Genomic DNA, 25,254 nt, shown 5'->3' on the forward strand with positions numbered 1-25,254 from the left:
TGCCGGTGACCTGCTACCCTCGGCGACAGGTCAACCCTGTTCACTTTTTGGACCGCTCGCCGTCTTTGGATCGCCCCCCGGCGGAAATTCCGGGGCGTTTCATATCTAAGCGCGGGACGCCAACCTGCGACCTTACGCCTGTCGTTTGGTGGATCGCGAGGGAGGTGGTGCGGACAATTCCGGCAACGGATCGCTTTGCGAGACGCGTGCTGCGACAATCTGATACCAGTGCGGCATATTTGTAAGACAAAGTTGCAGTAATTCCGACCACTTCGCGTCAAACTGGGAGAGTTGACGATGAAGAGCCGGGATTTCGACAACTGCGCCGGTGCTGGCCCCCTGAGACATGAGGTGCGCCGGTCAGCGGCGTTGAGTGGAGCGTCCACCGTGGTTCGGTTCGCGATGTTCGCTCTTGCGTTCATCGTGATCGATGCCACACCAGCTGTGGTGCCCTCGGGCGCTCATGCCCAGTCGTCGAATTCAAACGCTACTCCGATATCGGGCGTAATGCCCGTGGGCACGCCCGTCGAGATCGTTTCAGGGCTCAGTATCCCTTGGTCTGCCGTGCCCGTGGGCGAGGAGGTGCTCGTCAGCCAGCGCGGCACAGCGGAGATCGTAGCGTTTCGACCGGGTGAGGCGCTGCGATCCGTCGGCAGTGTCCGGGTCTTCGTAGCCCGAGGCGACGGAGGGATGCTTGGCCTTGCCGTTTTGGAACAGGGCACGGATGTCTGGATCTACGCCTATCATAGCACGACGGAGGGGAATCGTATCGTGCGGATGCCGTACAGCAACGGCATGCTGGGCGATCCGGAGGTCGTCCTTGATGGCATACCCGGCGGGCGCAGCCACAATGGCGGCCGGATCGCGTTCGGCCCGGATGGAATGCTCTACGCCACGGTTGGCGAGACCCGAAATCTTGAACTTCCGCAGGATTTGAACTCGCTTGGCGGCAAGATCCTGCGCATGACTCCCGATGGCGGCATCCCGAGCGACAATCCGTTCGCCGATTCCCTCGTCTACTCGTTTGGACACCGCAATCCCCAGGGGCTGGCGTGGGACGACGCCGGGCAGCTCTGGGCGACCGAGTTCGGGAGTGATACCTGGGATGAGCTCAATCGCATCGAGCCGGGCGGGAACTACGGCTGGCCGATCGTCGAAGGCCGGGGCGGCAATCCCGATTACATAGACCCGGTCATGCAGTGGGGAACCCGGGAAATGGGACCCAGTGGGCTTGCTTACATCGACGGCACTTTCTTTATCGCCGGATTGACCGGCCAGCGGCTGTGGTCGGTAACAATCGACGCTACGGGCAACCCCGTAGCCACCGCGCACTACACCGGCGAGTATGGCCGCATTCGTCACGTGTTCGAGGGCAGCGACGGCAATCTGTGGTTCCTGACGAACACGCGCGGCGGAGGAGACAATCGGATCCTCTCGGTCCCACTTGCGCCGGCGCAATGATGAACGCTGACACAAGCAACCGCTCGGCTCTTGGGAAATCAACAGGATCGCGATCCGAGCAGGTGCCGGTGACATCAGCCGGACATCGTCACTACCGGCCGCGGTCTCGTCTCGTCCGGTTCTATTGCTGGGTCGAACAGCGGCAATCCGAAAGGAGATGATCCTATGCATTCCAAGCTTTTGACCCGCCGGACCATGTTGGCCACAGGCGCCGCCGCGGTAGCGGTCGGGTTTTCTTCCCTCGTCGTTCCTGCCCGGTCGCAAAACATTGCGCCAACGCCCTCGATGCGTGGCGGATCCAACAACTACCGTCCCGGCGCGCCGATCGTGGAGAAGATCGGCGGCGGTGGATTCTGGATGTCAGGCACCGTACGCCGAGCAGGCGACGGCGCTCCCCTCGCGGGTCAACGTATACAGATCTGGGCGCATACCACCGAGGGACACGAACGTGACCCGCACAGTCATGGTGCAACGCTCACCGACGAAAGCGGTCGCTTCCGCCTTGAGATGCCTCAGATCATCCCCTCCTTTGGTCAGCCGCACGGGCACCTCGCCTATGACAGTGGCGATTTCGAAACCGTCTTCCTGCGCCCCGTTCTGTCGAGCGCAAACGATACGAGCCTTGAGGTGCATTTCGTCCTGCAACCGGTCTGACGGAAGCGAATGAACCGCGCCCGTGCGATCTTGATATGGGTAGCCCTGGCGGTTGCGGTCGTCGTGCCCCTCACAGCTGCCGCAGCCAGCCCTCTGCTTGCATGGCGCGATCCAGTCTACATAGCGGCCGGGTTCGCAGGCGTTATCGCGATGGCTCTCCTGCTCATCCAACCCTTGCTTGTTGGAGGATTCCTGCCCGGGGTTCCTGCGCAGCGTGGGAGGCGCATTCACAGCATTCTTGGCGGGCTTCTGGCGCTGGCAGTAGCCGCTCATGTAGCAGGTCTTTGGATCACCAGCCCGCCGGATGTTATCGACGCCCTTTTATTCGCATCGCCCACCCCGTTCTCATTTTGGGGGGCAATCGCCATGTGGGCGGTCTTCGGCACAGCGCTTCTGGCGGCGCTCCGACGTCGGTTGCCATTACGAGTACACACATGGCGACGTGGTCATGCCGCCTTCGCAGGGGTGATTGTGCTTGGCAGCGTCGTCCACGCGTTGTTGATCGAAGGAACTATGGAGCCAGTATCCAGGGTCGGGCTCTGCGCCCTGGTCATTGCGGCGACCATCATGGCAATTGTCAGGCTGCGAGTGTTTGCAAAACGAAAGAAGTCTCCTTGAGGCTTTCCATAGCTTGGGGCCGCCACATTCGGCTGTCCTTATCGATAAGCTCCAAGACAGGAATCTCCAGCCTTCGTCCCGTATTCTGGGACCGCGACAAAACGCGTTCACAAGTCTCCAACGTCGCCCGTCAGTGCACGGCGATCGGGAGATCGATGAGGGCGAGGCGAACGTCGTCCGTGGCATCTTTCGCGAGTTCGCCGCCGGAGCGGTCCCCGCACCATCGCGAGAACGTTGAACGAGGAAGGCGTGCCCGGCCCGAACGGCAAGCACTGGAGCGACACGACGATCCGGGGCACGTGAAGCGGGGAACGGGCCTCGTAAACAACGAACTCTATATCGGCCGGCTGATCTGGAACCGGCTGCGCTACATCAAGGATCCCTCCACGGGAAGGCGCGTTTCACGCCTCAACCCGGACTCGGAGTGGATCGTCAAGGAAATTCCCGAACTGCGCATCGTCGATGACGATCTCTGGCAGGCCGTCCGCGAGCGCCAGGGCAAGATCGCGGACAAATATGCGAACGTCACCGAGGCGGTGCGCGAACATCACAAGAAGAACCGTCTGAACGGCGCACGGCGGCCGAAATCACTGCTGTCGGGCCTGATCTTCTGTGGCTGCTGCGGTGGCCCGTACAGCTTGCGCGGCGCTGACCGCTTCGCCTGCTCCAGGGTGACGATCGGAACGCCCGCGAACGTCAGGTGCTTGTAGAATGTGGCCACATCGGCCTGATCGCGGCTGATGCGGTCCAGCGCTTCGGCCAGCACGACGTCGAACTGACCCGCCTGTGCATTCTGCAGCAGCATCTGGATGCCGGGCCGCAGGATCATGCTCGCGCCCGCCCGAAATCCCCGAATCCTTGTAGGTGCCGACCACCTTCCACTTGTCGCGCTTCGCTTGTTCGCGGCAGATGCGCAGCTGGTCGTCGATGGACGCCTCGCGCTGATTGTCGGAGGAATAGCGGGCATAGAGGGCAACGCGGGTCATCGGCCGGTCCTTTCAAAACTCCATGGTTCAGCGGCGCACCACGCCGCTCTTCTTCGCGCGGGCCAGTTCGAGGAAACTGGCCTTGATCTTTGCGAACAGCCCCGGCGGGATGAAGCCATAAGCGAACTCGCCCTGTTTGCCGGGAACCGGCGACAGCCCGCCATTGGGCCATTCGTCGATATTGTGCTCCGATACGATCACCCAGCTCGGCGCGTCGTCGAGTCCGATGGCCTGCTTCACCTTCGCCGGGATCTCGATGCCGACCGTATCGCCGGAGGGCGGCGTATGGGTGATCGGCAGCAGCACCACATGGCGGGGCCGCACAAGCGCATCGGTCGCGGCGACGAGGCAGGTCGGGCGGTCCTTGCCCTGATCCTGGCCGGCGGCGGCCTCATGCGTCCAGAGGTAATCGTAGCGGAGGACGAGGCCGGGCTTTGGTTCAGGGATCGCCACGCTGCCCGCCTTACTTCAGGAGGTCGTCGAGATGGGCGTGCTCGGGGTCCATCTCGGCGCGCTCCACGGCGTCGATCACCACATCGGCGGCATCCGCCGTGCGATGGCTTCGCTGCGCAGCGGCGCGGAGCCAGTCGTAATGGTCGGCGGACATCAGCACGAACTCGCGCCGGCCGTGCCGGGTGATCTCTACCGGCTCGCGCTGCGCCTGGTGCTGGAACTCGCCGAACTTGCGCTGGAATTCGAGGGAACCGACGGTTGGCATGACAGGCATCCTTTCAAATGGGATACCTGAATTATACGTGTAATTCGTGTTCTTGCAAGGATGGAGTTACGCATCCTCGTCTGCCGGGCGCTTTCTTTGCGCCTTACGTTCCCGCGCCATCTTGCGCTCGAACCTGGCGACCGATCAGCCGAGCGAGGGTCAGGACAGCTTCATCGGCTTGACCAGGGCCTTGATGGCTGGGCGTTCGAGGATTGCCTGCCGTACTTCAAGCGCATGGAAAATTTTGAGGGGGGCAAGGATCCGAACCGGGGCGGGAATGGGCCGTTGCGGGTCACTCGCAGCAAGGCTGATCACGCCTATTATGACGCATTTCTCGAAGCCGGCAGGCAATATGGCCTAGCCTGAATGTCGACTCTCCAGGTCAATGAGATGGTCGAGCGAGTTATCGTCGATGAACTCAAAGCCAGATCGGCTTGTAAAGGACGGTATGGCTTTGTGCTGAATTCTTAGGTGACTGGTTGCTTATAATGCGAAAGCGAATATGCTATAGAAATAACAAGAAGAAATATCGCCGTTGCGTGGCGGGCGCATCCCAATGGTTGCGCTGATTCAGGCGCTTGCCGTCGCTGAGCATCTTAACTTCCGCCATGCGGCGAACGCTCTTCGCATCAGCCAGTCCAGCGTCAGCGCACGCGTGAAAACTCTGGAGGAAGATCTTGGCATCCTCCTTTCCGAGCGTCACGCGCACGGCGTCCGGCTGACGGAACCCGGCAGGCGGGGCGCCTTCGATCCCTGCAGCCAGTGACGGATGGTCGAATGATCGAGCTTTTCGTCATCGCGAACAACGGCACGGTAGAGATGCCAGTAGCTGTCGCCGTGGCGGCGCATGTGCAGCTCCATCGCCTCCCGAAAGGTTAGCGGGTCGAGCCAATCATCGAAGATGGGCGTTGGGAACTCTTCGAGGCGCGCGGCAAGCCGCAGGCACCGGAAGAACTTATGGCGCATGACGCGATTCGCTATCGATTGGAAGGAGGTCCGCTATTGCCTTGGGATCCACGCAACGAAGGGCGTTCTCTTCGGGTAGAGCCGGCAAATGCCCTCACTTTGAGCGTGTCGGCGCTTGATACCGGGCTGCGCTATGCGCGTGCGGGCATCGGCATCATCTGTACGTTTCGCAACTGGTTGGAAGAGGATTTCGCCGCAGGCAGGCTGTTGCCGGTTCTGCCAGATTGGTGGCCCAGCATGGAGGGACCGCATCTATACTATCCCAGCCGGTTCGCTCCGCCCCCGCTGCGCGCCTTCATCGAGGTGTGTCAGTCGACGGCAGGAACGCGGTGACCGAATTCTATACGGGATACACGTTTGTCTTCAGGTGAGGTTACGAGGCGATGGTCCCGCCGCAGATTACGGCAACCGCGTGCGACGGGACATCGTGTCCCGCCGGCGGTGTGTTTTCGTCTCGCCAATCGTGGTGTCTGGCGCGTTGATCAGGCGTCGCCTGGCGGGAACGGCAGGTGACGGGGGCCGACGCCTGTTAAGCTCCGGACAGCATTTGCGATGGCCGGTGCCGTCATCGGCACTCCAATCTCCCCGCCGCCGCTCGGCGGATTGCCGGATTCAACGAAGCGGACCTCGATCTCGGGAACTTCGGAAATCCTGAGTGGCTCATAGTCGTAGAAGTTGTTCTGTTCGATTTGCCCTTCCGTAAAGGTGCTGCGTTCCCGCAGGACAGAGGACAGACCGAAGAGGATGCCGCCCTCGACTTGGGCACGATAGGCCTGAGGGTGGACCACAATGCCCGGATCGACGGCTGCCCAGAACTTGTGAATCCGCAGGCGGTTGTCTTCGTATGAGACCTCCGCCACGCCGGTGGCGAGCGTCGCCTTGTAACCCGCAAAGGCGAGTCCATGGGCTCGCCCCTCCGGCGCATTGCCGAAATCCGACATCTCGACGGCCGCGTTTAGTACGGCGAGGGCACGCGGCGCATTGACCAATAGCTTGCGGCGAAACGCCACTGGATCGGAGACTGCCCTGGCGGCGAGTTCGTCCAGAAAACATTCCCGAGCAAAACAGTTCGGCCCCCAGCCGATCCCGCGCCAGGCCGAAAGCCGCGATTGCCGCTGCACCAACACGTGCTCGGCCCGAAAAGCGGGAATGTCATAGTCGGTGCTTTCGCTGCCCTCCATGACCAGCAGGTCTCTGCGGGTTTCCGGGTTCCAGCGGTCGGGCATAGCGAACTCGAAGATCGAGGGCGCGGCAATGCGATGTCGCAAGGCCGTAAGGTTACCCTCGTCATCCAACACCGCATCGAGGCGCTGAACCGTCGCCGGCCGCAGCCAGCCGTTCTTCACGTCGTCCTCGCGGGTCCAGACGAGCTTCACCGGCCGCCCCGCCGCCTTCGACAGGAGCAGCGCGTCGCGCAGCAGAACGCGGGCGAATACCGTGCGCCGGCCGAACGCCCCGCCCATCTGCATCGCGTGGAACCGGATGCGGTCGGGCGTGGTGCCCAAAACCCCGGCAGCCACGCCGATCGAGACCGTCTGGCTCTGGGTTCCAAGCCAGACTTCGGCGCCCAAACCATCCTCGTCGACAGACGCGACCGCATTCAGCGGCTCCATTTGCGCGTGATAGACGTGCTCGGTGGTGTAATGGGAGGTGACTACATCACGGCCCGTAAAATTCACATTCGTGTCACCGCGTGCCTCCCAGACCACAGCTTCGCCGGATATGTCATCTGCAGCCTCGGCCAATGCAGCGAGTTCGTCGGCGCTGTCGGCGGACCGGAAGGGCGACGATCGGCTCCAGCTCACATCCAGCACATCGCGCCCGGCGACTGCGGCCGTGAAATTCTCCGCGAGCACAGCCACCGCATGCTCCATGGGTATGATGTCCACGACGCCGGCCACGGCACGCGCTGCCTCTTCCGAGTTGACGGTCGGCGTTTCGCCCTCGACCGGGGCAAGTAGCTGGACGGCGTAGAGCATGTTCGGAACGACTACGTCTATCGAGTACTTCGTCGCGCCGACCGTCTTGTCCGGAATATCGAGCCGTTCAACATCAGTGCCAACGATGTTCCAGGCACTGCGAGGTTTCAGGCTGTCTTCGGCGATCTCGCCAATAGAGGTCACCGGATCGGGCAGAGCGGCCACTTCGCCGTAACACATAGTCTGCCCGCTGGGACCGTGAAATACTGCGCCCTGCTGCGTGGTGACCTCTTCGGCGGGCACACCCCAATGTTTGGCGGCGGTCTGGATCAGGATCTGGCGAGCCTGTGCGCCGGACTGCCGCAGGTAGGTGTAATAACCTTCGAGCGAGGAACTGCCCGCGGCAAAGAGGGCGCCGCCGAAACCGGGATTGCCATAGATCCCGTTGGGGTCGGAACTCACCTGCTCGACCGAGACGGTGCTCCAGTCTGCATCTATTTCCTCGGCCACGATCATTGGCAACGACGTGTTGACGCCCTGGCCCATCTCGGCGGCGCCGAACTTGATGGTCATTCGATCATCGGGGGTGATCGTGACCCAGGCGTTGACCTGACCGGTGGCATCCTGAGCCTCTGCCGAGCCCGTGAGAACAGCAATTCCGCCGACGTTCAGAAATGCGAAGGAGAGCGCGCCTGTCCCCCTGAGAAAGCCGCGGCGTGTGGCGTGTGTTTGGAGCAATGTCATGTTTCAGCCCTCCTGCACCGCGCGCTCGATGGCGCGGATGATACGGGGGTAGGTGCCGCAGCGGCAGAGATTGGCGGACATCTCGTCCACGATCTCCTGGCGGCTGGGCTGCGGGGTGCGCGCCAGGAGCGCCGCTGCGCGCATGATCTGGCCGGATTGACAATAGCCGCATTGCGGCACCTGCTCAGCGACCCAGGCCCGCTGAACCGCATGATCGCCCGCCGGCGACAGGCCCTCGATGGTGGTAATCTCGCTGCCTTCGACATCACCGATCCGTGTCTGACAGGAGAAGGCGGCCTCGCCGTCGATGTGGACGGTGCAGGCCCCGCACATGCCGGCCCCGCATCCATAGCGCGTGCCGGTCAATTGTAGTTCATCCCGAAGTGCCCAGAGCAGCAGCGTATCGGGACCGGCGTCTATGTCGACCGTGCGGCCGTTCACGTTGAGATTGACCATGTTGGCTCCCTGTCTTGCTTGTTGATCGGTTGCTGGCGCTTTCAGAATCCTTCGAGAAATTCGATGATCGCCTGACGTTGGGCGGGATCGGTGACACGGATACGCATGGTCGTTCCTGGGACCGTTTCATTCGGATCGGACAGAAATCGGTCCAGCGTGTCGGCATCCCAAATCAGGGCAGACCCCTGAAGGGCCTGGGAGTAACGCGCACCTTCGAGGCTGCCCGCTTCGCGCCCGATGACACCTGCCAGAGAGGGGCCGGCACTTCTGCGGTCAGTTTCGAGGCTGTGGCAGGAGGCGCACCTTTGGCGAAACGCTCTCTCTCCGTCTGCCTGCTGTGCGCCTGCGATTTGCGCCATGACCACTGTCCAAAGGGCGACGATACCGGCCCCTCCTAACCTGGTCATTGAATATGAGGGCCTCTTGAAACGGACCGCCATCATGCGAACCCACCGTTTGCCCGCAGGACCTGCCCGTTGACCCATCCGCCATCCGGCCCGGCTAGAAACGAGACCGCAGCGGCAATGTCTTCCGGCGTGCCCAGTCGTTCCAGGGGCGACAGCGTTCACAGTGATACCACGCCCGCGCAATTCGTTGGCGAAGACGCGGACCAGACCCTCGATGCCCAGTTTGGAAGCGATATAGGCGCCATAACCAGGGAAGTTCTTGGCGACGACACTAGACGAGAACGCGATGAAGCGCCCGCCTTCGACCAGATGTTTCACCGCCCCGCACATGGCGAGATAGGTGCCGCGCAAATTGGCGTTGATCACACGGTCGAACCTGTCGAGCGTCGCGGTCGATCGGGTTCAGTTCCATGATCCCAGCGGCCTGCGCGATGACTGCGATCTCACCTTTCGCTTCGACAGTATCGAAAAGCTCGAGGATGTCTGTTTCATCCGAGACATCGGCACGTTTGGAGAACGCGGTTCCACCCTTCGCTTTGATATCTGCGACTACGGTCTCAGCGGCGTCTTTGGCGCTGCGGTATTGGACGGCTACCATGAACCCGTCCGCGGCGAGGCGTTTGGCGACGCTGCTTCCGATACCACCGGACCCGCCGGTGACGATTGCTATCCTGTTTTGTGGCATGTCGATTCCAGCCGTCCTTTGGGTCGCGCAGGGCTCCATTCGAACTGGCACAAATCTGGGGGCTGAATACTGAAAAGAGTAGTGCCGATAATCTTATCAGACTGAGTAGAAGGACTTATCAATCAGCACCGCTGATCTCGAAATCCTCCTCGTGGTCGAGGAACGAGCGTTACAGCAGCGATGCGAGCCTCGCACTCCACAAGCAGGTTCATGGCTTGGGCGACTTCGTCGAACTCGCCAGCCTCATGTTTCTTGATCCGCTACCCGGAGCAGATTGCAGGAGATGCCGTGCCGCTTCGCCAAGCCGTGCAAAACGTTTCTCCGCAGAGACAATCCTGTGCGACCTGTCGCTTGAACCCTGCGGTGTGGGATCGGTGTCTTGCCATGGCTTCTATCCTCGGAAGTCCAGCATCCCGGTCAATTCATTCCAACGCTACCGTCCGCCCGCAGGAACCCCAGCCTACTTCCATTTATGGCTGCGAATATGGTCGAGGAATGCCCTCATGGCTGCGCTCGTGTGCCGCCGATTTGGATAATACAGATACCAACTCGGCAGTTCCTGCTTCCACTCGATCAGCAATTCGATGAGTTCGCCTTGTTCCACATGCTCGCGAACGTAGTCTTCAAAGAGGTGGGCGATACCGGATCCCGCAAGAGCCGCCTGGAGTTCCTGATACGCTGAACTGAGTGTCAATCGGCCTTTCGGGCTGATTTCCAACTCCTCGCCGTCCTTCGCAAACTTCCACGTCACCATGGTTCCGCCGGGAAAACGGCGGCGAATGCAATCGTGATGGACTAGGTCGTGTGGCAGCATTGGGCGACCGTTCTTGCGGATATAGTCGGGCGTAGCCACGATCGCGTAGCGAAGAGCGGGCCCTAGGGGCATCGCGATCATGTCCTGATCAAGCTGATTTCCAAAACGGACACCCGCGTCAAAACCCTGTTCCACGATGTCGGTGATCGCGGCGTCGCTGATGATCTCGACGCCTACGTCCGGATACGCTTCCATGAACTGGAGCGCCAACGGACATAGAACGTGATCGACGGCCGGTCCCGGGGCATTGATGCGCACGGTGCCGGAGGGGCTTTCGCGAAGCCTGTTCAGGTCGTCGATGGCTGTTCTGATCTCCTGGAGGGCCGGCTTCAGGCGTTCGAGAAGTCGCTCGCCTGCTTCGGTCGGTGCGACGCTTCGTGTGGTTCTGTTCAGCAGACGGATGCCGAGTGCCTCCTCCAGAACACTGATGGACTGGCTGATGGCAGAGGACGACACGCCCCGGCTGGCGGCGGCCGCGCGGAAGCCGCCATGACGCACGACGTTCTCGAAAATTTCCAAGCTGTCCAACCGAAGCAGTGCCATTGCAAAGTGATCCTTATTAAGCTGATCAACTTTCATTAGCTTATCCGAACGAAGGAAAGGTGTCACTCATAGGTTGTTGGCTTTTGAACGCCGCAGCGATGCAACCGAGTCGCCCTTGCTCGAGGTCTTGATTCTGACGCAAGGGCATGAGGCGAACACTGGAAATGGAAGGTTTCGATGAGCGAACTTACACTCAATCGCCGCAAGATCATGCTGACGGCTGCGGCCGGCGCATCAAGCTTGCTTATGCCGGCTGCTGGCGCTTACTCACAAGCCGCGCCTGTCGCACCAAGCTCCGATAAGCAGCGCAACGTAGGACATTATCATTTCCGCATCGGCGACATCGATGCGACCGTGTTGAGCGACGGGCTGATCGGCGGCCCGCCGCAGATCTATGCCAGTGATGCTCCGGAGGAAGAACTGCAAGAGGTCTTGCGGCGTGCTTTCCTGCCGACCGATCGCCTGACACTGAACCTCAACACGCTGCTGATCGAGGCGAACGGTCGCAGAATTCTGCTCGAGGCCGGAGCCGGGCAGACCATGGGACCGCAAGGCGGCCGCATATTCGAGAACCTTAAGTCGGCTGGCCTACAGCCCGAGGATATCGACGTTATCGTCGTCTCACACACGCATCCCGATCACGTGGGAAATCTGCGGACGGCTGACGGCGGCCGAGCTTTTCCGCGTGCGACGGTCTTTGCGCCCCGGGCAGACTGGGACTTCTTCGTCCGCAACGATCCCGACCTCTCCTATATGCCGGTGCCCGAAGATTTCCGCCGCAATTTCGCCGCTGCCATCAAACGCAGCGTCGAACCCGTGGCAGATGGAATTGAGCTCTACGAGGCCGGCACAGAGATCGTTCCCGGTCTTCATACGCTCGCCGCATCCGGCCACACGCCCGGCATGGCAACCTTTCTCGTGCACTCGGGAAACGGTCAGCTCCTGCTGACGGCCGATCTTGCATATCACCCGATCATCAATGTCGGCCGGCCGTGGCTGCTTGGGCCGGATCGCGATAAGGATACCGCGCTCGCTTCCCGTCGCCGCATCTTCGACATGGCGGCAGCAGATCAGATCCCGGTCCTTGGCTTCCACTATCCGTTTCCGGGACTGGGCCGTATGCTCAAGACCGATCAGGCCTACGCCTGGGTCCCTGCGTATTGGCAATTCTAAGCGCTCACTCATGGGGGACTGCAATGATGACATCCAGGCGGGCCCTTCTGTCAGGCTTTCTGGCCACGCCTCTCGTCCCGTTGACGAGTGTGCTGGCACGCGGTCAACAAGCCCCGCTGCTGCCATTGACACGCGCTTGCGAAGATGGGGACGAGCCAACGCTTTCCCGCGAAGCCGGCCCCTTTTTCAAGCCGAATGCACCGCTCAAGCAGGACCTCTTTCTGGATGCACCGCGTGGCGAGCCCTTCACCATCGCCGGCTACGTCGTCGATGATCGCTGCAGTCCTGCGCCTCGAAGTCTGATCGAAATCTGGCACGCGGACGAAAATGGCGATTACGACCGTCAGGGCTTTCGGCTCAGGGGACACCAATTCGCCGACGAGCAAGGGCGCTGGTGGTTCAACACCGTGATGCCGGCGCCTTATCCAGGTCGCACGCGTCACTTTCATTTCCGGATTCAGCGTCCAGGCGGAGTTGTCCTGACAACGCAACTGTTCTTCCCAGGGGAGCCGGGCAATGCGCGTGACTGGCTCTTCGACGAAACGCTGCTCATCACTATGACCGACGCCGGCGACGGACGCTTCGGACGTTTCGATTTCGTTGTCTGAGCGACAGCCACAGAGGCCGACCGGCCGCCAGTGAGTCCGGAGTTTCCCCGCGCCTCGGAGCAGACGGCGTTTGCGCTCGCCGATGGAGGACTGCGGGCAAGTGTCGTGCGCAACCCGCGTTCCGTGCATGGCAAAGGGAGTCGCACGGGTTTGTGCCCTGGCTCGCCGCGATAGCCCATGAGAAGGGTGTCTCCGCCTATGTCGGCGAAGGAATGAACCGCTGGCCGTCCGTCCATCGGTACGACGCGGTGCGGGTTTACCGGCTCGCGCTTGAACGAGGCGGGCAGGGCGAAGCTTACCATGCCGTCGCTGAGGAGGGTGTGCCTTACCGGAAGATCACCGAGGCTATCGGCCGGCAGGTCGGTGTGCCCGCCAAGTCGCTCGCCTACGAGGCGGCCGAGGCGCATTTCGGTGGCCTGGCGAAATGGGTGGCAAACGACGGTCCTGCTTCCAGTGAATGGACACGGGAAGTTCTGCGATGGGAGCGCAGGGAAATTGGCATAGTGGCGGATATCGAGTCGCCGACCTATTCCCAACAGCTGACTTGACTGCGCTTGCCGAAGCGCCCCCTCGCCGTTGGGCGCGAGGCGCAAGGGACGGAGATTGACGTGTCGCGCAGACCTCCTGCTCGCGGCACCATCAATGCACCGCGATTGAATCTAGTTATGTCCGAAAGACCGCGGCCCATGCCTTTCGTCAGGCGGTCCGGCATTCCAGTTCCTCCCGAATACTTGCTACCGGACAGTGAAAGTCTGTAACTGCTGGCGACAGCAGGTAGTTTGCCGCGTGCGGTCTTCTCGGCGAAGCGCACCGCTCGATTTGAGGAGCTCCAATCGCGCGCCGGAACAGCGGTCGGTAGAGCACGCTCCTTTATCAAATAACTCATAGCGTAGCATGTCCTTCAAATTAGCGCCGCTGAACCGCGCCCCATAGGTTTGGGATCGAAAAACAACCCTTGGGGGCTCAAGTGCAGCCACATGATGATCAGAAATGTTTTGACGTGGCCCATCTGGGGCATGTGGAGGTGCTGACCGACAGGTTCGAGGAAAGCCTCGACTTCTTCACGCGGGTTTACGGCCTCAAGCTTTCAACCTTATCAGGTGAGTGTGCCTATTTGCGGGCGTGGGATGACTATGAATTCCACACCCTCAAGCTGACAAGACATGAGACCACCGGCATTGGCCATGTCTCGTACCGGGTCTCCTCACCGGCCGCGCTAGAACGCCGAGTCGCAGCCATAAAGGCCAGCGGCTACAAGGTCATTGGCTGGGTCGAGGACGAACCCGGACACGGCCGAGCATTCCAGTTCGACGATCCGTTCGGGCACCGCTTTGAGCTCTACTGGGATACCCGCCGCTACCTGCCCGAAGATCAGGATCGCTCAGCGCTCAAGAACCAGGCCAGCGCAGTGCCCAATTCCGGCATTGCTCCGCGCCGGCTTGACCACTTGAACCTGCTGTCCGAGGACGTCACGGCGTTTCGTGATTTCATGGTGACCTGCCTTGGCGCTCGTGTCACTGAACAGATCCGCCTGAACAACGGTCGCTTGGGCGGCTGCTGGTTCACAGTGAACAACAAGACTTACGATCTTGCCTGCACCGAAGAGCATGGCGGCGGGCATGGGCGGTTCCATCATGTGACCTATGCCACTGACCAGCGCGAGGACATCCTCCGCGCAGCCGACATCATGCTTGAAAACGGTATCCATATTGAAACGGGTCCCCACAAGCACGCGGTCCAGGGAACTTTCTTTCTCTATGTCTGGGAACCCGCGGGCAATCGCGTCGAACTGGCGAATTCCGGCGCACGTCTGATCCTCGCCCCCGATTGGGAAACGGTCGAATGGACCGAGGAGGAACGTAAGAAGGGGCAGGCTTGGGGCCTGAAGACCATCGAGACCTTCCACACGCATGGCACCCCGCCGGTGCCCGGAAAGGAGTGATGCATATGGCTGACAAGACAGCCCTCGTCATCAGCGCCCATTCGGCCGACTTCGTCTGGCGCTGCGGTGGCGCGATCGCGCTGCACCAGGAGCAGGGGGTGGAGGTGACCGTTGTCTGCCTGTCCTATGGCGAGCGCGGCGAAAGCGCGAAGCTGTGGAAGCAGGAGGGGATGACGCTGGAAAAGGTCAAGGCCGCACGCCAGGTCGAGGCCGAGAATGCCGCTAAGGCGCTTGGTATCTCCGACATTCGCTTCATGGACTTTGGCGACTATCCACTGCGCTTGCGAAATGAAGAGATGTTCAAGCTGGTTGACATCATCCGCGAGGTGCAGCCGAACATCATGTTCAGCCATTCCAAGTGGGACCCCTATAACACCGACCACATGTATGCGACGCAGGTGGCGCTGGAGGCGCGGATGATCGCGCAGGCTTGGGGCCACAATCCGGGGCAGAAGGTGCTGGGCGCGCCACAGGTTTACCTGTTCGAGCCGCACCAGACCGAGCAGATGGAATGGAAGCCCGATGTCTTCCTCGACATCACACCGGTCTGGGAGAAGAAATGGGCTGCGATCCGGGCCATGCAGGGACAGGAGCATCTGTGGCATTTCTACGAGAACGTAGCCGAGAACCGTGGCAACCACTTCCGTCGGAACTCGGGCGGACAATCAGGCGGTCGTGACATTCGCTATGCGGAAGGCTTCCAGTCGGTCTTTCCCCGCACCCTGGATACGCTGGTATGAGCGGGATGGTCGTCCAGAACATCGAACGTGCCGACCTCGCGCTGGTTACCGCCCTTGGTGAATGCGGCGTGGCCGCAGTGCATGAGGCGCAGGGCCGCAAGGGCCTGATGGCTCCCTACATGACGCCGATCTATGCGGGCGCGATGGTCGGCGCCTCCGCCGTCACCATTTCTGCTCCGCCGGGTGACAACTGGATGGTGCATGTCGCCATCGAGCAATTGAAGGAAGGCGATGTCCTGGTGATTGCACCCACATCGCCCTGCGATGATGGCTATTTCGGCGATCTGCTGGCCACCTCGGCGATGGCGGGGGGATGCAGGGGCCTGGTCATCGACGCGGGTGTGCGTGATGTGAAGGACCTGACGGCGATGGGCTTCCCCGTATGGTCCAAGGTGGTCCATGCGCAGGGTACCGTGAAAGAGACCGTGGGCTCGGTGAACGTGCCGGTAGTCTGCGCGGGCGCCTATGTGCGGCCGGGCGACATCGTCGTGGCCGATGATGATGGCGTCTGCATCGTGCAGCACGAGGAAGCCAGGGAGGTGCTCGCCAAGGCCCGCAAACGTCTCGACGCGGAGGAGAACAAACGCGCGCGTCTCGCTGCGGGGGAGCTGGGCCTCGACATCTACGACATGCGCGCGCGGCTGTCCGAGAAGGGGCTGAAATATGTCTGATGGCGTCAGGGTCATGTGGATGCGGGGCGGCACGTCGAAAGGAGGATATTTCCTCGCCAGTGAACTGCCATTGGACACTGGCGAGCGAGACACTTTCCTGCTGCGCGTTATGGGCACGCCCGACCCGCGACAGATCGATGGCATGGGTGGTGCCGACCCCCTAACATCGAAAGTCGCAGTCGTCGGGCCGCCGACGCGAGGAGACGCCGACGTTGATTATTTGTTCCTGCAGGTGTTTGTCGACCAGCCGATTGTCACCGAGAGTCAGAACTGCGGGAATATCCTGGCCGGGGTCGGCCCCTTCGCGCTTGAGCGCGGGTTGGTCCCGGTCGCTGGCCAGACGACAGACGTGCGAATCCACATGGTCAACACCGGACAGATCGCGGTGGCGAGCGTTGCGACACCGGATGGGCGGGTGAGCTACGAGGGGAACGCCCGCATCGACGGCGTTCCCGGAACAGCCGCCCCAGTGCCAATCGTTTTTCGCAACACATCCGGATCGACCTGCGGGGCGCTCCTGCCCACCGGCAACGCGGTGGATGAGATCGAGGGCGTGCCTTGCACGCTGATCGACGACGGTATGCCCTGCGTCATCATGGCGGCCTCCGCCTTCGGCCTTGCCGGTGCCGAGACGCCCGAGGCGCTTGAGGAGAACGAGCCGCTCAAGGTCAGGCTTGAGGTCATCCGCAGGGCCGCCGGCCCATTGATGAATCTGGGGGACGTAGCCGAGCAGTCTGTACCCAAGATGACGTTGGTGAGTACGCCCAGACGTGGTGGGACGATCAGTACACGCAGTTTCATTCCCCACCGTGTTCACAAGGCGGTTGGCGTGCTTGCTGCGGTTAGCGTGGGCACGGCCTGTCTCCTCCCTCACGGGCCAGCACGTGAGGTCGCGTCGGTTCCGGACGGCCAGAGCGTGACGCTCGACATTGAACATCCCACCGGCGCCTTCGGCGTGGTGGTCAACCGCGATGCCCAAGGCAACGTCGAGAGCAGCGGCGTGCTTCGAACGGCGCGCAAGCTCATGGAAGGGCGCATCTTTTCCTGACGTCCGGCACGGAACTTATACAAGCGACACGGTTATCCTTATGTTGAATGATAGGCAGCCACAGGCTGAAACGCTGGCGGGCGACCCGCATCAAGACACATTACGGACCGTCTTTCTCGAAGCCCGGACCCATTTTGCCTGGCAGGACAGGGAGGTCCCCGACGATCTTCTTCGCGAGATCTGGGATGTTGCCCGAATGGGCCCCACAAGCACCAACGGCTCCCCCATGCGCATTGTCTTTGTGAAATCGAAGGCAGCCAAGCAGCGACTCCTCAAGGGGCTGAAACCCGGCAACGTTGATAAGACGATGGCCGCTCCGGTCACGGCAATCACTGGCTTTGATCTTGAGTTCTTTGAGAGTTTTGACCGGCTCGCGCCCTATGCGACAAGCCGTATCGCGGCCTATCGCGAGGATCCGGATCTCGCCTACCGCGCCGCTTTCCGTAACGCCACCCTGCAGGCGGCGTACTTCATGATCGTGGCGCGGGCAAAGGGACTGGACTGTGGCCCGATGTCGGGGTTCCTCCACAATGTTGTCGATGACGAGTTCTTTGCCGGTACAAACGTCAAGTCGAACTTTCTTATCAATCTTGGCTACGGGAACCCCAGCGTTCTGTTCCCCAGACAGTATCGCTTTACCTTCGACGAAGTCTGCCACATCGCTTAACTTATAACCTCTTGCCGCTTTCATATTGGCAGCGAGGGGCGGACCTCTGGCAGAACAAGTGAGAATACTGAGGAGACGCGTATGAACGATCTGGGTCTGGCCTTGCCCACCAGGGAGGGTCAATTCTATGGGGGCGGTTGGCACGACACCCTCGGCGGAACGATCGTCGAGACACGCAGCCCGTCCACTGGTGAAGTCATCGGCAAGTTCGCCTTCGGCAGCGCCGCCGATGTGGACGAGGCAGTGCTCGCAGCGCGGGCGGGCTTCAAGATATGGGCCGCTACGGCACCGCTAGAGCGCGCGCGTATCATGCGTGAGGTTTCTAGGATCATCGCCAAGCATGGCCGCGAACTTGCCTTGATTGATGCCGCCGACGGTGGAAACCCGGTGGCCGAGATGTCGCGCGACGCCGCCAACGCGGCGGCACAGTGGCAGTTCTTCGCCGGTCTCGTCACCGAGATGAAGGGCGACTCCATTCCCATGGGGCCTGATGTCGTAAACTTCTCCACCCGCCAGCCCTTCGGCGTGGTGGCCCGGATCGTCGCCTTCAACCACCCGTTCATGTTCACGGCTGCCAAGGCGGCGGCACCGATCGCGGCAGGCAATGCGGTGATCATGAAGCCCCCGGAGCAGGCGCCTTTGTCAGCGCTGCGGCTGGCCGAGCTGATTGGTGGTCTGCTGCCTGACGGCGTCTTCAACGTGCTGACCGGCGGCGCCGAGGTGGGCCAGGCTCTGTCCACCCATGTGGATGTCAACGTCGTCACGCTCATCGGAAGCGTTCCAACCGGGCGCGCGGTGATGAAGTCGGCCTCTGACACGCTCAAACCTGTTCTGCTGGAGTTGGGCGGCAAGAACGCCCTGATAGGCTTCCCCGACGCTGATCCCGAAGAGGTCGCTGACGGTGTGGTGGCCGGGATGAATTTCATCTGGTGCGGGCAGTCCTGCGGTTCGACGAGTCGAGCGTTCCTTCACGCGGACATTCATGACGCGGTGCTGGAACGGGTCGCTGAAAAGATCAAGCGGCATAAGCCGGGCCTGCCGACTGACCCGGACACCACCATGGGGGCGCTCGTCAGTCAGGCCCAGTACGACAAGACGCTCTCCTATATCGAGATCGCCAAAAAAGAGGGCGCAAAGTTGCTTTGTGGCGGCAAGCGGCCTGACGATCCCGCGCTGGAGAACGGTTTCTTCATTGAGCCGACGGTTTTCCACGGTGTCGAGCAGTCGATGCGGATCGCTTCCGAGGAGGTTTTCGGACCAATCCTGTCGATCCTTAAGTGGAGCGACTGGGAAAGCATGATGGAGGACGTGAACTCGGTCGAATACGGGCTGACCTGCTCGATCTGGACCAACGATCTGAACATGGCGCATCGCACCGCGAGCCGCGCACAGTCCGGATTCATCTGGATCAATGAGGTGTCGAAGCATTTTCTCGGCACACCGTTCGGCGGGTTTAAGCAATCAGGGATTGGGCGTGAGGAGTGCCTGTCCGAGCTGCTGTCCTTTACGCAGGAAAAGAACGTTCACATCCGCATGAAGTAAGGTTGAAGGGGAGGAGACATGAGAAAGGTTGCAGCTGTTGTTGCCGCGTCAATCGGTGCACTCGCTGTCGGCGTGGGTGCTGTTCAGGCGCAGTCTTATCCGAAAGGGCCAATTTCGATCGTGGTGGGCTATTCCGCAGGCGGATTCGCCGACACGGTAACCCGCATCATTGCGGAGAGAATGAGCGCCACGCTGGGCCAGCCTGTCGTGGTGGAAAACCAGCCTGGTGCAGCAAGCAACGTGGCGGCCCTTTCCGTCAGCCGTGACAAAGCGGATGGTTACACGATACTGGCGACGACCACCTCCGTCGCCATCAATCAGACGCTTTACGGATCTCTCGAATACAGCATGGACGATCTGACTCCTGTGGCGGTGCCTGTCGCCGCCCCCGAGGTTCTGGCTGTCCACCCGGAATTCCCCGCACAAAGTCTTGAAGAATTCTTGTCTTATGCTGGCTCAAACGCCGTCACCTATGCAACGGCTGGCGTGGGTTCGGGTTCGCACATCGCAGCAGGCTACTTCTTATCCGAGCTGGCAGGCGTGAAGGCCATTCACGTGCCTTTCGGGGGTGGCGCTCCAGCAGTAGGCGCTGTGCTCGGCCAGCAGGTTGGCGCCACCGCGATAACCATTCCGGCAATCGCCGCGCAATTCCAGAGCGGCGGACTAAACTGTCTGGCGGTGGCTTCCCCGCAACGCACGCCCATCGCGCCCGACTGCCCGACCTACTCGGAATCCGGGTTTGATGACTTCGTCGCGCAGAGTTGGGTTGGCTTTTTCGTCCCGGCGGGAACCAATCCCGAGATCGTTGCCACGCTCAATACAACTGTGAACGAGGTCATCGCCGATCCGGCGGTCGCCGAGCGACTGGAGACCCTGGGCAACACGATCCAGACTCTCGATGCGGCGGAGACGGCGGATTTTGTCTCTGGCGAGGTCTCGTCATGGCGCGAGCGCGCCACGGCGCTGGACCTGCGGATCGAGTGATTTTCAATCAACAACGCGGGCGCCCTTCGAGGTCGCCCGCTGAGTAATCAGCCATGCAGAGGAGCACACGTGGATAGGTTCACTCTGAGTGCGAGGCACTTAGTCAGCAGCGCAGTGCTGTTCCTCGTTGGTGGGACCGCGGCCTATATAGGTGCCACTCGCTATGGACTCGGCGAATTCCTCCACCTTGGGGCAGGGGCCTTCCCGTTCCTCCTGGGCCTCCTGCTCATGGCCCTCAGTCTGATCATGATCTTCACTTCCTTCGCACCGCCGGAAGCGCCGACACGGGAGCAATGGCTTGGCGCTCTGGCTGTTTTCGGAGGGATCGCTGCCTTCGCTATCTCTCTTAACACGCTCGGTCTGGTTCCGGCCGTCTTTGCGTTGACGCTGATCTCGCGCTTGGCTGAACCGCCGTTCGAACCTATCGGCACCCTCGGCCTCGCAGCCGTCCTCGCTGTACTTGCCTATCTCGTCTTCGTCTTCGGGTTGCGGCTGCCGCTCGAAGCTTTCATTTGGCTCTGAAATGTTTGATCTTTTCTCCAACGCCGCTCTCGGACTGCAGGTCGCGGTCACGCCGGAAAATCTCCTGTTCTGCTTTCTCGGCGTCCTCCTCGGGACGCTGGTGGGCACTCTGCCCGGGATCGGGGCTCTGGCGGGGGTGTCGCTCCTGCTGCCGGTCACGTTCTATGTCGAGCCGACAACCGCTTTGGTGATGCTTGCCGGCATCTATTACGGGGTGACCTACGGCGGCTCCACCGCGGCTATCCTGCTCAACCTGCCTGGCTCGTCGGCTGCCGCGGTCACCTGTCTCGACGGTTATCCGATGGGGCAGAAGGGGCGGGCGGGTGTGGCGCTCTTCATAACCACGATCGCCTCCTTTGTCGGCGGCACCTTCGCCATCATCCTGCTGATGATCTCCACACCGCTCTTGGCTCGCGTTGGCCTCAGTTTCGGCCCCGCCGAATATGCCTCGCTGGTGGTTCTCGGCCTCATCGCCGCCTCCACGATCTCCGCGGGCTCGCCCGTGCGCGGCATCGCGATGGTGGTTCTCGGCCTTCTCATAGGCACCGTCGGCTCGGATTTCGAAACCGGGCGGCTCCGCTTCACCTTCGGCTTCCTGGAGATTGCCGAGGGCATCAGCTTCGTCGCCATCGCCATGGGCCTCTTCGGTGTGGCCGAGGTCATCAACAATATCGGTGCCGGCGCTCGTACCACCACGGTCTCCAAGGACGAGTACAGCTGGCGAAAGCTCTACCCGAAGCGGGAGGACTGGCGCGCCTCCTGGGGCCCGATGGCACGCGGCTCGGTTCTTGGCGCGGCCTTCGGCATTCTGCCAGGCACCGGCGCATCCATTGCCTCCTTTATTGCCTATGCCTTCGAAAAGCGCTGGTCGAAGAACCCCGACCGCTTCGGCAAGGGCGCTATCGAGGGCGTCGTCGCCCCGGAATCGGCCAACAACGCAGCGGCGCAGGCGGGTTTCATCCCGACGCTCAGCCTCGGCATCCCTGGCGACGCCGTCATGGCGCTCATGCTCGGCGCCCTCATCATCCATGGCATCACCCCGGGACCGCAGGTGGTGACCAATCACCCCGAGCTGTTCTGGGGGTTGGTGATGAGCTTCTGGATCGGCAACATCTTCCTGGTAATCCTTCACCTGCCGCTGGTCGGCGTCTGGGTGCGCATCCTGCTGGTGCCTTACAAATACCTCTACCCGTCGATGCTGTTCTTCGTCTGCATTGGGGTTTACTCCGTTAACAATTCGCCGTTCGACGTGCTGCTGGTGCTGATCTTCGGGGGGTTGGGCTACGCCATGCTGAAACTCGACCTTCCTGCGGCGCCGCTTCTGCTTGGGGTCGTGCTGAGCCCCATTCTCGAAAACAACCTCAGACGCGCGATGCTGATTTCGGGAGGAGATCCCATGACTTTTGTGGAACGTCCGATCAGCGCCGGATTCCTGGTTGCTGCGCTGGTGGTCCTAATCCTCGGCCTCAGGGGCTTTCGCCGGAAAAATCGGTGGAACCAACTGTCGGTCGGAGCCGGGTGATCGCCACATAGGGAGCGAAGGGGAAGACAAGGTGTTGCACCATGTTTGAACTGCCTAACATACGGCATCTGCGGGCTGTCGCCCTTGTCGCCCGGTACCACAGCGTGAACGGGGCCGCTGAGGCGCTACGCCTTTCGCAACCAGCGGTCACCCTGGCCATCCGGCAGGTCGAAAAGCAGTGCGGATCCAAGCTCTTCAACCGATACAAGACCGGCACTTATCCGACACCGGCGGGCGAGGCGCTGGTGTTGCGGATCGAGCGATGCTTCGCAGTCCTTGAACGTGGCGTCATCGACGCGGGAGAGCCCAGCGTAGAGTCCCCCGACTACGCCTACCGCGTGTCTTCCTCCCAGTTTATCGCGGTCGCGGTGCTGTTCGACCTGCTCGACTGGATGATGGCCTCCGAGGCGCTGGGCGTGTCTGTGCAGTCGGTCAAGCGCACCGTCCGTTCGCTCGAACTCCTGCTGCACCGATCGCTCCTGCTGCAGTCCCGATCCGGCGTGGTTTTTTCGGACGACGGCAAGCGCTTCGCACGAGCCACCAAGCTCGCCATCCGCGAGATCGAGCTGGGAATAGAGGAGCTAGCGCTATTGCGGGGCGAACGATCGGGTACGCTGCGGATCGGAGCAATGCCCCTTCCGCGCGCCCAGATCGTCCCCGAGGCCCTGAGCCGCCTGATCGGGATCTATCCCGATCTGCGCGTTCATGTTCAGGAGGGTTCTTACGAATACCTCCTTGACCTGTTGAGAAATGGCGACATCGACATGATGGTGGGTGCGCTACGGGGGGCGGATGGCGTTCCCGATGTCTTTGAGGAATTCCTGATGTGTTGCCCGCTCTCGGTCGTGGCGCGCAAGGGCCACCCTCTTCAGCAGAAGACCGACCTGACCCTGGCCGATACGATCGACTATCAATGGATCGTGAACTCGCCTCGTTCGCCCAGCCGCGCGCTCTTCGACGAGGCCTTCGCCACCCGTGGACTAGCCCAACCCAAGCGGTTGCTCGAGATCGGCACACTAGGCGTCATCCGCGGGCTGCTGCTACGGGGCGACCAGCTGACTATGCTCTCGCGCCACCAGGTCCATTTCGAGGAGGAGGTCGGCAAGCTCGCCATCCTCGATGTCGATCTGCCCGAGACCGAGCGGCCCATCGGCGCCAGCACCCGCATCGGCTGGCAGCCGAGCCGTCCGCAGAGCGAATTCATGCGCCAGCTCAGGATCGTCTGCAATCTGCCGTCGGAGGCCGAGCGCAACGGCGAGCAAGACCATCTCCGACTTGTTCACGATTCACAGAAGAAGGCCCTATGACCGAACACCCCGCTCCCGATCTCAGGAGGGATCTCGTGACCGCGAGCCGAATCCTGTTCATGAAGAACATCTTGGACGGCTTTGGCCATGTCAGCGCGCGTGATCCAGAAGATCCCGAGACCTTTCTGATATCCCGCAACATGGCTCCCGGGCTCGTCAGCCGTGCCGACATCATGCGGCTTGATTTTGATGGCAACGATGTCGAGAACTCGGGCCACCGGCCTTTCCTCGAGCGCTTCATCCACGCCTCGATCTACCGCCATCGCTCTGACGTCAACGCCATCGTGCATTCTCACACTGCCAGTGTGCTGCCGTTCTCGATCTCAAAGGGCAGCACGCTGGAACCGGTAATGCACATGAGCGGGTTCCTGGGTGCGAGGGTCCCGGTTTACGAAGTGCGTGACCACGGGCACCTAGGGTGCGATATGCTGGTCCGCAACAGCGAGATGGGCGATGAACTCGCCCGGACACTGGGTGACGAAGCCGTCATCCTGATGCGCGGCCACGGTATGACAGTCGTCGCCCCGGACGTCCGGCTCGCCGTATTCCGGGCGGTCTATACCGACGTTAATGCCCGCGTGCAGACCGCGGCTCTGTCTATGGGCGAATACACTGCCCTCACGCCCGGTGAGGCGAGTGCGGCGGACGAAACCAATTCGGCGCAGAACCTGCGCACTTGGGCCCTTTGGGAGACTCAGGTGCAAAACGGCTGCGCCGACTAGGCTCAGGACTCATTGATCAAAGCCAGAAGATGATCGTTGCGGCGATGCAGATTGCCGAAAAGAAGGTGTGGGCGCATCGGTCGTAGCGCGTGGCGATGCGCCGCCAGTCCTTGCGCTTGCCGAACATGTTCTCAATTCTGTGGCGCTGGCGGTAGAGCGCCTTGTCGTAGTCGAGCGGCTGCTTGCGGCTCTTGGTCGGCGGAATGCAGGGCTCGATGCCCCTGTCGGCGAGGGTTTGGCGAAACCAGTTGCTGTCGTAGCCCTTGTCGCCAATGAGGCTGGCAGCGGGCGGCAAGACGTCGACCATGAGCCTGGCGCCCTTGTGATCACTCATCTGGCCTTCGCTCAGAAGCAGGATAAGCGGACGGCCTTGTGCATCACAAATGGCATGCAGCTTGGAGTTCAGCCCGCCTTTTGTGCGCCCGATACGACGGGGAACATCCCCTTTTTAAGCAGGCTCGCCGCCGTGCGGTGGGCCTTCAGATGGGTGGCGTCGATCATGATGCGCTCAGGTTGTGGCCCTTGGCCGGCCAGCGCTGCGAAGATCCTGTCGAACACGCCGAGCCGGCTCCAGCGGATGAAGCGGTTGTAGAGCGTCTTGTGTGGGCCATACGCCTTGGGCGCATCCTTCCACTGCAGGCCGTTCTTGATCACGTAGACAATGCCGCTCACCACACGCCGGTCGACCACCCGCGGAACGCCATGCGACAACGGGAAGTACGGCGATATCCGCGCCATCTGCCGTTCGCTCAGCAAAAACAAATCACTCATCAGGGCCTCCTTATCAGAGACCGTGAATCACATCTCACATCAAATTAATAGGTCCTGAGCCTAG

Annotated in this window: 28 protein-coding genes and 4 pseudogenes; 21 read left to right on the forward strand and 11 right to left on the reverse strand. The window is 61.5% G+C overall.

From position 1 onward, the window contains the following. The first annotated feature begins 297 nt into the window (after positions 1-297). The 5 genes and pseudogenes from SIN08_RS05080 to SIN08_RS05100 all read left to right on the forward strand — a co-directional run. Positions 298-1,461, forward strand: a complete 1,164-nt coding sequence (locus tag SIN08_RS05080; protein ID WP_322450489.1) for a PQQ-dependent sugar dehydrogenase — start codon at positions 298-300, stop codon at positions 1,459-1,461. A 165-nt stretch (positions 1,462-1,626) separates the two neighbouring features. Then, positions 1,627-2,115, forward strand: coding sequence for a twin-arginine translocation pathway signal (locus SIN08_RS05085; protein WP_322450490.1), 489 nt, complete (start codon positions 1,627-1,629; stop codon positions 2,113-2,115). 150 nt (positions 2,116-2,265) lie between these two features. Continuing rightward, positions 2,266-2,733 (forward strand): ferric reductase, encoded by a 468-nt coding sequence (locus tag SIN08_RS05090; protein WP_322450491.1) that lies wholly within the window; start codon positions 2,266-2,268, stop codon positions 2,731-2,733. Between the two features lie 234 nt (positions 2,734-2,967). Further along, positions 2,968-3,036 carry a hypothetical protein gene (locus tag SIN08_RS05095; RefSeq protein WP_322450531.1) on the forward strand — a complete coding sequence of 23 codons (69 nt, stop codon included), beginning with the start codon at positions 2,968-2,970 and terminating at the stop codon, positions 3,034-3,036. Continuing rightward, positions 3,033-3,167: pseudogene (locus SIN08_RS05100) on the forward strand (hypothetical protein); the annotation flags it as partial. The gene SIN08_RS05095 and the pseudogene SIN08_RS05100, both read left to right, overlap by 4 nt. A 113-nt stretch (positions 3,168-3,280) precedes the next feature. On the opposite strand, the gene SIN08_RS05105 reads toward SIN08_RS05100, so the two are convergent. From SIN08_RS05105 to SIN08_RS05120, 4 genes and pseudogenes are all read right to left on the reverse strand, one after another. Further along, positions 3,281-3,562, reverse strand: coding sequence for a recombinase family protein (locus tag SIN08_RS05105; protein WP_322450532.1), 282 nt, complete (start codon positions 3,560-3,562; stop codon positions 3,281-3,283). 49 nt (positions 3,563-3,611) lie between these two features. Next, positions 3,612-3,719 (reverse strand): annotated as a pseudogene (locus SIN08_RS05110) (hypothetical protein); the annotation flags it as partial. Between the two features lie 27 nt (positions 3,720-3,746). Beyond that, positions 3,747-4,172 (reverse strand): hypothetical protein, encoded by a 426-nt coding sequence (locus SIN08_RS05115; RefSeq protein WP_322450492.1) that lies wholly within the window; start codon positions 4,170-4,172, stop codon positions 3,747-3,749. Between the two features lie 10 nt (positions 4,173-4,182). Then, on the reverse strand, positions 4,183-4,437 hold the full coding sequence (locus SIN08_RS05120; RefSeq protein ID WP_113342252.1) for a type II toxin-antitoxin system prevent-host-death family antitoxin: 255 nt from the start codon (positions 4,435-4,437) through the stop codon (positions 4,183-4,185). A gap of 556 nt (positions 4,438-4,993) precedes the next feature. On the opposite strand from SIN08_RS05120, the pseudogene SIN08_RS05125 reads away from it, so the two are divergent. Next, positions 4,994-5,173, forward strand: a pseudogene (locus SIN08_RS05125) (helix-turn-helix domain-containing protein); the annotation flags it as partial. On the opposite strand, the gene SIN08_RS05130 reads toward SIN08_RS05125, so the two are convergent. Beyond that, complete coding sequence (locus SIN08_RS05130; protein ID WP_322450534.1) at positions 5,137-5,403, reverse strand: hypothetical protein; 267 nt, start codon at positions 5,401-5,403, stop codon at positions 5,137-5,139. The pseudogene SIN08_RS05125 and the gene SIN08_RS05130 overlap by 37 nt on opposite strands. On the opposite strand from SIN08_RS05130, the gene SIN08_RS05135 reads away from it, so the two are divergent. Then, positions 5,395-5,736 carry a LysR substrate-binding domain-containing protein gene (locus SIN08_RS05135; RefSeq protein WP_322450494.1) on the forward strand — a complete coding sequence of 114 codons (342 nt, stop codon included), beginning with the start codon at positions 5,395-5,397 and terminating at the stop codon, positions 5,734-5,736. The genes SIN08_RS05130 and SIN08_RS05135 overlap by 9 nt on opposite strands. Before the next feature lie 149 nt (positions 5,737-5,885). Here SIN08_RS05135 and SIN08_RS05140 read toward each other — a convergent pair whose 3' ends face one another. The 5 genes and pseudogenes from SIN08_RS05140 to SIN08_RS05160 form a co-directional block, all read right to left on the reverse strand. Next, positions 5,886-8,066, reverse strand: a complete 2,181-nt coding sequence (locus SIN08_RS05140; RefSeq protein WP_322450495.1) for a xanthine dehydrogenase family protein molybdopterin-binding subunit — start codon at positions 8,064-8,066, stop codon at positions 5,886-5,888. Positions 8,067-8,069: 3 nt separating this feature from the next. After that, the gene (locus SIN08_RS05145) at positions 8,070-8,522 is read right to left on the reverse strand and encodes a (2Fe-2S)-binding protein (RefSeq protein WP_322450496.1); all 453 of its coding nucleotides are present in this window, start codon (positions 8,520-8,522) and stop codon (positions 8,070-8,072) included. A 41-nt stretch (positions 8,523-8,563) separates the two neighbouring features. Next, a complete protein-coding gene (locus SIN08_RS05150) occupies positions 8,564-9,007 on the reverse strand; it encodes a c-type cytochrome (RefSeq protein ID WP_322450497.1) in 444 nt (147 codons plus the stop codon). Continuing rightward, a pseudogene (locus SIN08_RS05155) lies at positions 8,962-9,614 on the reverse strand (SDR family oxidoreductase). Before SIN08_RS05155 ends, SIN08_RS05150 begins: the two are co-directional and overlap by 46 nt. A gap of 460 nt (positions 9,615-10,074) precedes the next feature. Continuing rightward, the gene (locus SIN08_RS05160; RefSeq protein ID WP_416208020.1) at positions 10,075-10,971 is read right to left on the reverse strand and encodes a LysR family transcriptional regulator; all 897 of its coding nucleotides are present in this window, start codon (positions 10,969-10,971) and stop codon (positions 10,075-10,077) included. A 210-nt stretch (positions 10,972-11,181) separates the two neighbouring features. Between SIN08_RS05160 and SIN08_RS05165 the strand changes: the two genes are divergently transcribed. The 14 genes from SIN08_RS05165 (at position 11,182) to SIN08_RS05230 (ending at position 24,419) form a co-directional block, all read left to right on the forward strand. Next, entirely contained in the window at positions 11,182-12,144 is a 963-nt protein-coding gene (locus SIN08_RS05165; protein ID WP_322450533.1) for an MBL fold metallo-hydrolase, read from the forward strand. A 23-nt stretch (positions 12,145-12,167) separates the two neighbouring features. After that, on the forward strand, positions 12,168-12,752 hold the full coding sequence (locus tag SIN08_RS05170; protein ID WP_322450499.1) for an intradiol ring-cleavage dioxygenase: 585 nt from the start codon (positions 12,168-12,170) through the stop codon (positions 12,750-12,752). 152 nt (positions 12,753-12,904) lie between these two features. Beyond that, positions 12,905-13,300, forward strand: a complete 396-nt coding sequence (locus SIN08_RS05175) for a hypothetical protein (protein ID WP_322450500.1) — start codon at positions 12,905-12,907, stop codon at positions 13,298-13,300. 452 nt (positions 13,301-13,752) lie between these two features. After that, positions 13,753-14,694, forward strand: coding sequence for a VOC family protein (locus SIN08_RS05180; RefSeq protein ID WP_322450501.1), 942 nt, complete (start codon positions 13,753-13,755; stop codon positions 14,692-14,694). Between the two features lie 5 nt (positions 14,695-14,699). Then, entirely contained in the window at positions 14,700-15,434 is a 735-nt protein-coding gene (locus SIN08_RS05185; protein ID WP_322450502.1) for a PIG-L deacetylase family protein, read from the forward strand. Continuing rightward, positions 15,431-16,105 carry a 4-carboxy-4-hydroxy-2-oxoadipate aldolase/oxaloacetate decarboxylase gene (locus SIN08_RS05190; protein ID WP_322450503.1) on the forward strand — a complete coding sequence of 225 codons (675 nt, stop codon included), beginning with the start codon at positions 15,431-15,433 and terminating at the stop codon, positions 16,103-16,105. The genes SIN08_RS05185 and SIN08_RS05190 overlap by 4 nt, the downstream gene beginning before the upstream one ends. Then, positions 16,098-17,153, forward strand: coding sequence for a 4-oxalomesaconate tautomerase (locus SIN08_RS05195; protein WP_322450504.1), 1,056 nt, complete (start codon positions 16,098-16,100; stop codon positions 17,151-17,153). The genes SIN08_RS05190 and SIN08_RS05195 overlap by 8 nt, the downstream gene beginning before the upstream one ends. Before the next feature lie 40 nt (positions 17,154-17,193). After that, positions 17,194-17,820, forward strand: a complete 627-nt coding sequence (locus SIN08_RS05200; protein ID WP_322450505.1) for a malonic semialdehyde reductase — start codon at positions 17,194-17,196, stop codon at positions 17,818-17,820. 81 nt (positions 17,821-17,901) lie between these two features. Further along, positions 17,902-19,362 (forward strand): aldehyde dehydrogenase family protein, encoded by a 1,461-nt coding sequence (locus SIN08_RS05205; protein ID WP_322450506.1) that lies wholly within the window; start codon positions 17,902-17,904, stop codon positions 19,360-19,362. 18 nt (positions 19,363-19,380) lie between these two features. Next, complete coding sequence (locus SIN08_RS05210; RefSeq protein ID WP_322450507.1) at positions 19,381-20,346, forward strand: tripartite tricarboxylate transporter substrate binding protein; 966 nt, start codon at positions 19,381-19,383, stop codon at positions 20,344-20,346. A gap of 69 nt (positions 20,347-20,415) precedes the next feature. Then, complete coding sequence (locus SIN08_RS05215; RefSeq protein WP_322450508.1) at positions 20,416-20,868, forward strand: tripartite tricarboxylate transporter TctB family protein; 453 nt, start codon at positions 20,416-20,418, stop codon at positions 20,866-20,868. Position 20,869: 1 nt separating this feature from the next. Beyond that, a complete protein-coding gene (locus SIN08_RS05220; RefSeq protein WP_322450509.1) occupies positions 20,870-22,390 on the forward strand; it encodes a tripartite tricarboxylate transporter permease in 1,521 nt (506 codons plus the stop codon). 41 nt (positions 22,391-22,431) lie between these two features. Continuing rightward, positions 22,432-23,697 (forward strand): LysR family transcriptional regulator, encoded by a 1,266-nt coding sequence (locus SIN08_RS05225; protein WP_322450510.1) that lies wholly within the window; start codon positions 22,432-22,434, stop codon positions 23,695-23,697. Beyond that, positions 23,694-24,419 (forward strand): class II aldolase/adducin family protein, encoded by a 726-nt coding sequence (locus SIN08_RS05230; protein ID WP_322450511.1) that lies wholly within the window; start codon positions 23,694-23,696, stop codon positions 24,417-24,419. Before SIN08_RS05225 ends, SIN08_RS05230 begins: the two co-directional genes overlap by 4 nt. Before the next feature lie 16 nt (positions 24,420-24,435). Here SIN08_RS05230 and SIN08_RS05235 read toward each other — a convergent pair. Beyond that, positions 24,436-25,190, reverse strand: a protein-coding gene (locus SIN08_RS05235; RefSeq protein WP_322450512.1) for an IS5 family transposase whose coding sequence is annotated in 2 segments (ribosomal slippage) — positions 24,436-24,857 and positions 24,857-25,190 — 756 coding nt in all. Because the reading frame shifts where the segments join, the coding sequence is not laid out codon by codon here. Between the last annotated feature and the right edge of the window lie 64 nt (positions 25,191-25,254).

It is taken from the genome of Chelativorans sp. M5D2P16 (assembly GCF_034427935.1).
In the GTDB taxonomy this organism is placed as follows: domain Bacteria; phylum Pseudomonadota; class Alphaproteobacteria; order Rhizobiales; family Rhizobiaceae; genus Chelativorans.

Coding starts and splice junctions, on each gene's coding strand:
- SIN08_RS05200 (WP_322450505.1), top strand. CDS start 17,194: ATGTTGAATGATAGGCAGCCACAGGCTGAAACGCTGGCGGGCGACCCG.
- SIN08_RS05225 (WP_322450510.1), top strand. CDS start 22,432: ATGTTTGAACTGCCTAACATACGGCATCTGCGGGCTGTCGCCCTTGTC.
- SIN08_RS05090 (WP_322450491.1), top strand. CDS start 2,266: ATGGCTCTCCTGCTCATCCAACCCTTGCTTGTTGGAGGATTCCTGCCC.
- SIN08_RS05190 (WP_322450503.1), top strand. CDS start 15,431: ATGAGCGGGATGGTCGTCCAGAACATCGAACGTGCCGACCTCGCGCTG.
- SIN08_RS05170 (WP_322450499.1), top strand. CDS start 12,168: ATGATGACATCCAGGCGGGCCCTTCTGTCAGGCTTTCTGGCCACGCCT.
- SIN08_RS05105 (WP_322450532.1), bottom strand. CDS start 3,562: ATGATCCTGCGGCCCGGCATCCAGATGCTGCTGCAGAATGCACAGGCG.
- SIN08_RS05120 (WP_113342252.1), bottom strand. CDS start 4,437: ATGCCAACCGTCGGTTCCCTCGAATTCCAGCGCAAGTTCGGCGAGTTC.
- SIN08_RS05160 (WP_416208020.1), bottom strand. CDS start 10,971: ATGGCACTGCTTCGGTTGGACAGCTTGGAAATTTTCGAGAACGTCGTG.
- SIN08_RS05220 (WP_322450509.1), top strand. CDS start 20,870: ATGTTTGATCTTTTCTCCAACGCCGCTCTCGGACTGCAGGTCGCGGTC.
- SIN08_RS05145 (WP_322450496.1), bottom strand. CDS start 8,522: ATGGTCAATCTCAACGTGAACGGCCGCACGGTCGACATAGACGCCGGT.
- SIN08_RS05185 (WP_322450502.1), top strand. CDS start 14,700: ATGGCTGACAAGACAGCCCTCGTCATCAGCGCCCATTCGGCCGACTTC.
- SIN08_RS05150 (WP_322450497.1), bottom strand. CDS start 9,007: ATGGGTCAACGGGCAGGTCCTGCGGGCAAACGGTGGGTTCGCATGATG.
- SIN08_RS05195 (WP_322450504.1), top strand. CDS start 16,098: ATGTCTGATGGCGTCAGGGTCATGTGGATGCGGGGCGGCACGTCGAAA.
- SIN08_RS05140 (WP_322450495.1), bottom strand. CDS start 8,066: ATGACATTGCTCCAAACACACGCCACACGCCGCGGCTTTCTCAGGGGG.
- SIN08_RS05085 (WP_322450490.1), top strand. CDS start 1,627: ATGCATTCCAAGCTTTTGACCCGCCGGACCATGTTGGCCACAGGCGCC.
- SIN08_RS05135 (WP_322450494.1), top strand. CDS start 5,395: ATGGCGCATGACGCGATTCGCTATCGATTGGAAGGAGGTCCGCTATTG.
- SIN08_RS05230 (WP_322450511.1), top strand. CDS start 23,694: ATGACCGAACACCCCGCTCCCGATCTCAGGAGGGATCTCGTGACCGCG.
- SIN08_RS05205 (WP_322450506.1), top strand. CDS start 17,902: ATGAACGATCTGGGTCTGGCCTTGCCCACCAGGGAGGGTCAATTCTAT.
- SIN08_RS05165 (WP_322450533.1), top strand. CDS start 11,182: ATGCTGACGGCTGCGGCCGGCGCATCAAGCTTGCTTATGCCGGCTGCT.
- SIN08_RS05080 (WP_322450489.1), top strand. CDS start 298: ATGAAGAGCCGGGATTTCGACAACTGCGCCGGTGCTGGCCCCCTGAGA.
- SIN08_RS05130 (WP_322450534.1), bottom strand. CDS start 5,403: ATGCGCCATAAGTTCTTCCGGTGCCTGCGGCTTGCCGCGCGCCTCGAA.
- SIN08_RS05210 (WP_322450507.1), top strand. CDS start 19,381: ATGAGAAAGGTTGCAGCTGTTGTTGCCGCGTCAATCGGTGCACTCGCT.